Origin of the sequence: Bifidobacterium sp. MSK.17.10, assembly GCF_019129655.1 — a bacterium.
In the GTDB taxonomy this organism is placed as follows: Bacteria; Actinomycetota; Actinomycetes; order Actinomycetales; family Bifidobacteriaceae; genus Bifidobacterium; species Bifidobacterium adolescentis.
In genome coordinates this window covers 1-3,641 of the sequence record NZ_JAHOJD010000020.1, presented here as the reverse complement: position 1 = coordinate 3,641, position 3,641 = coordinate 1, and the positions used below count along the sequence as shown (strand labels likewise).

8 protein-coding genes are annotated in these 3,641 nt (G+C 57.7%); 3 read left to right on the top strand and 5 right to left on the bottom strand.

Translation table 11 applies throughout. The features are described from left to right. Nucleotides 1-9: 9 nt before the first annotated feature. Both KSX58_RS10165 and KSX58_RS10160 read right to left on the bottom strand, forming a co-directional pair. On the bottom strand, nucleotides 10-297 hold the full coding sequence (locus tag KSX58_RS10165; RefSeq protein ID WP_217735695.1) for a hypothetical protein: 288 nt from the start codon (nucleotides 295-297) through the stop codon (nucleotides 10-12). A gap of 260 nt (nucleotides 298-557) precedes the next feature. Continuing rightward, entirely contained in the window at nucleotides 558-770 is a 213-nt protein-coding gene (locus tag KSX58_RS10160) for a hypothetical protein (protein WP_217735694.1), read from the bottom strand. Nucleotides 771-799: 29 nt separating this feature from the next. Here KSX58_RS10160 and KSX58_RS10155 point away from each other — a divergent pair, with 29 nt between their 5' ends. Further along, the gene (locus tag KSX58_RS10155; RefSeq protein ID WP_217735693.1) at nucleotides 800-1,423 is read left to right on the top strand and encodes a hypothetical protein; all 624 of its coding nucleotides are present in this window, start codon (nucleotides 800-802) and stop codon (nucleotides 1,421-1,423) included. 5 nt (nucleotides 1,424-1,428) lie between these two features. Here the strand turns inward: KSX58_RS10155 and KSX58_RS10150 are convergent, their stop codons facing one another. Beyond that, complete coding sequence (locus tag KSX58_RS10150; protein WP_217735692.1) at nucleotides 1,429-1,629, bottom strand: hypothetical protein; 201 nt, start codon at nucleotides 1,627-1,629, stop codon at nucleotides 1,429-1,431. Nucleotides 1,630-1,847: 218 nt separating this feature from the next. On the opposite strand from KSX58_RS10150, the gene KSX58_RS10145 reads away from it, so the two are divergent. Next, nucleotides 1,848-2,528 carry a hypothetical protein gene (locus KSX58_RS10145; protein ID WP_217735691.1) on the top strand — a complete coding sequence of 227 codons (681 nt, stop codon included), beginning with the start codon at nucleotides 1,848-1,850 and terminating at the stop codon, nucleotides 2,526-2,528. A 198-nt stretch (nucleotides 2,529-2,726) separates the two neighbouring features. Here the strand turns inward: KSX58_RS10145 and KSX58_RS10140 are convergent, their stop codons facing one another. Both KSX58_RS10140 and KSX58_RS10135 read right to left on the bottom strand, forming a co-directional pair. Further along, nucleotides 2,727-2,930, bottom strand: coding sequence for a hypothetical protein (locus KSX58_RS10140; RefSeq protein ID WP_217735690.1), 204 nt, complete (start codon nucleotides 2,928-2,930; stop codon nucleotides 2,727-2,729). After that, the gene (locus tag KSX58_RS10135; RefSeq protein ID WP_217735689.1) at nucleotides 2,930-3,208 is read right to left on the bottom strand and encodes an AlpA family transcriptional regulator; all 279 of its coding nucleotides are present in this window, start codon (nucleotides 3,206-3,208) and stop codon (nucleotides 2,930-2,932) included. The genes KSX58_RS10140 and KSX58_RS10135 overlap by 1 nt, the downstream gene beginning before the upstream one ends. Nucleotides 3,209-3,244: 36 nt before the next feature. Here KSX58_RS10135 and KSX58_RS10130 point away from each other — a divergent pair, with 36 nt between their 5' ends. Continuing rightward, nucleotides 3,245-3,547 (top strand): hypothetical protein, encoded by a 303-nt coding sequence (locus KSX58_RS10130; RefSeq protein ID WP_217752128.1) that lies wholly within the window; start codon nucleotides 3,245-3,247, stop codon nucleotides 3,545-3,547. Nucleotides 3,548-3,641 lie beyond the last annotated feature (94 nt).

The following is a 3,641-nucleotide window of genomic DNA, read 5'->3' as shown; positions in this document are numbered from 1 at the left end:
ATGGCCATGTCAGGCTCCCTTCACGTATCCGTCGGGCTCGGGGCCGAGCTGGCTTGGATCCTTGGCCTTCCACGCGCATTTCGCGCGCAGGCATCCGGCCTCGCGGTCGATGACGATCTCGCCGAAGCGCGCCGGCGCGACCATGGTGAGGTTCCAGCCACGGTCGTGGTTGAGCGCGCTGATGGTCTCGTACAGTTCGCCGATCAGTTCGGCGGCCGTCATGCCGGCGCTGGCGGGTGTGAGTGGCCATTCGAACCACTTCTCGCCTTCTGGTCTGATTGGTGTTTTGCTTGGCAACGTTTGCCTCCTTTGGATTGGTTCGTGCCGGGGCGCGGAATCGAACCGCGCATCCATCCGCCGACGTGACCTCAGCACGCCGATCCATGGCGCCCGCATCCTGTCGCGGGCCCCGGCGAGGGCCGGGCGGGAGGAGAAGAGAGAAGATGACCCGTCCGGCTGGTTTTAACGTCTTTTCCTTGACGGGTGGGCGGTTCCGGCATGGACGCGCATGACGAACCACGTCCATGCCGCAATGTGTGAGGAGCCGCCCAGGTCTTTCATCGCTCGAGTTCGTCCACCCATCGGATGAAGCGTGGGTCCGAGCACAGGCGGTGCATGATGACGGCCGCGGGGATGAGCACCGCGAACGGCGCCGCGACGAGATGTTCGATGGGGTGCGTGCAGGCCGGCGTGCAATACAGCACCCATATGGCGGCAAGCCACACCGCGAACAGCAGCTGATGCAGGATGACGCGGGCAAGAACCTTCATCGTTCGCCTCCGTTCGTAGAATCGGTGGAATGGACATCAATGTGGTCACCGGCGTCGTTGGCGCCATCACGGGATTGGTTGGCGGTGTCGCCGGATGTGTCGCCTTGTTCCAGGCGCGCCATGGCAACAAGCTCTCGGAGCAGGCGAACGGCTCGGCTGAGGAAGCCAACCGGATCGCTGTCGAATCGAAGCGTGCCGCCGAGCAGTCCAACCGCCTTGCAGGAAAGGCGAACGAGATAGCTGCAGACGCGAACTCGATCAGCCAGCGGGCGTTGTCCGTCACCGCCGACCAGACGGTCCACAAGTGGCGGGTCGAATACGATGGAGAAACCTCGACCGTCTTCCTTGTCAACGATTGCCCCGACATGGCACGAGACGTGTCCGTGTTCGTCCGTTGCAAAGACCAGACCGTTGCGCAACGGCACGTCGACGAGGTTGCGCCGTTCGGAGAGGTCGCGCTCGAAAGCGAGTTCTTCTCCAAGCAGATATTCGAAGACCAGGCCGGTATCGACCGTCTGAACTCCCAACCCGGCTTCGCGTTCATCGGATGTGGATCCTGTCGTGTGACGGTCCACGTCGCTTACACTACGGAGCTCGGCGCCAGACGCAACGACGAAGTCGAGCAGTGCCTGACCAACAGCCAGAGGCATTGATTCCATCACAGCTCCTTGTTGATGGTGTCGATGACGATGTCCACGATGTCGGCCACGTCGAGGTCGACGTATCCGACGATGTGACCGAGCGAACGCCTTGCTTCGATTTCGTCCCACCCGTCGGCATAGGCCGGACGGATGGCGTCGCCCTCGTCCTCAAATTCCCTGAATATCGCTTCGACACAGGCTTTGCGGATGTCGCTCATGCAATGCTCCTCGTGCAATTCGTCTCGCCTTCCCTGAGCCATTCGGCCACGAAAAGCCTCGCCACCTGTGTGGTGGTCATCATCTGCTGCAAGACCATCACGCGCCTCCTTTGCGTGTGTGATGCCGGGCGGCGTTAGGAGAACCGCCCGGCCCCCTCCTAAAATCGGTGTCATCCCGCATATGCGACGTGCGGGCCGAACAGTTAGGAGAAGCATCAATGTCGAATGCAGCCGAATACCTACTGCAGTTTTTTGAGGTCGAGCAGCAGCCCGACGGATTCCGGAAGGACGTGCTGCCCGCATACACGGCCATGTGCAGCACCGAAAGAACACTTGATACGCTGATCGCCCGTGGCGTGAAACGTCTCGACATGGCGAAATCACAGATGCCCGGTATTTGGAAAGCCTTGTGGGAATCATTCTCCGACGATGCCATGGACGGACATCGTCGGAACTTCAGCACGTTGGCCGGTTCGACCAATAGGTTGGATCCCGCGGCGGTTCTGGCTTTGCAGACCATCGCCGACAGGTGGGTAGAGCTGGATGTGCGGATGGAGGACAAGGACAGGGAGAACATCTCCGACTTCCTTTCTGAAATCGAGCAGTGCCTGAAAGAGGATGTGAGCATGCCGGCGGCGTTGAAGTCGTATGTGCTTAATCTCACGACCGAGGTTCGCCGATGCGTCAACGATTGGGAGAGCTGCGGCTCGTTCGAGCTCAATGACGCCATGCAGCGTCTGCTTGGAGCCTTGTACATCGCCGAATCGCACACCAAGGACCAATCCCGCTGGCAGAAGATCAAGGAGAAATACATGGGTGGGATGTTCGCTGATTTCATCGTTCAGATTCCCGCTCTTGCTCTCGCGGCGGTTCCGTACATAGCACAGATCGGCGCATGAGCAGGTAGTTCCTGTTCAGTTCCCGCAGCATCACCCATCTAGCGCCAATCTGCAACCCGTTGAGCAGAAGGGAGCAGCCAAGAAGAATCTGGAATTGATTCAGAGATTTGAGTCCACAGGCAAACGTCCAGATTCCGGATATCGCGCAGATGATGGACGCCACCACGCTAAGAGCGCTTGGCTTGGTTGTAACAATCATCACTCATCCCCCAACATCGTCATGAATTCCCTCGAGTCCACTTCCGCGACCGCGGGGAAGATTACGAACGCCTTCCCGTCGCCTAAGAACTCGGCTCTGATCGGGTCGTCCGTTATCCATTTGCCGGAATGCGCGAAGAGATAGTCACTGATACGCTTCGCTTTTTTCTGCGGAATGTTGTTGATTTCAAGGCACGCGCTCATCACGCACCCACCTCTTCCTCGTATTCGGCCGTGCACTGGTACAGGTGTTGTGCGAAATAGGCGATCATCTGCTCCTTCGGATACATGACGATCCGTCCTACCTTCACGAACTTCGGGCCGATGCCCGCGCTACGCCAGTACGCCAGGGTGCCTTCCTTGATGCCGCAGTTGTCCGCGATGTCCTTCGTTGTGTTCATCGGCTTCAACGCCGCCGCCAATGCGGCGAACACCCTGACTTTGTTTCCTTCGAATTCGAAAGGCTGGATTTCATTGTTCATTGGATTCTCCTTGGATTTTTGATTGCTCCTTCGCATATGCTTGTAATGTTCAATCCGAGCATGAAAGGAGGTGAAATGGATAAGAGCTTTCTTAAAGTCGATGGTGTTGTGCTTCCGGGCGCTCCAGATTTCCTTGCCGAACAGTTCAACGAAATCGAGGAGATTCTGAAAGGAATGAAGCCCGGAGAACGCAAACGCAAATCCTTCATTGCGAGAACCAACGATGGCAAAGAGAACATAATCACCGTTTCTCTGCATTGCGGTACCACAATGAGCCTCGACATCATCGATGATGGTTCCGACGCTTATCAAGCGTGTGCTGAACGCTTGAAGAACTAAGGACCGTTCTCTTAAAATCTCTCGAACCATCTTCTGAATCGCCGTCCGCGTGAGAGAGTTCCAATTCCTCGCGGACGGCTTTCCTTATCGCGCC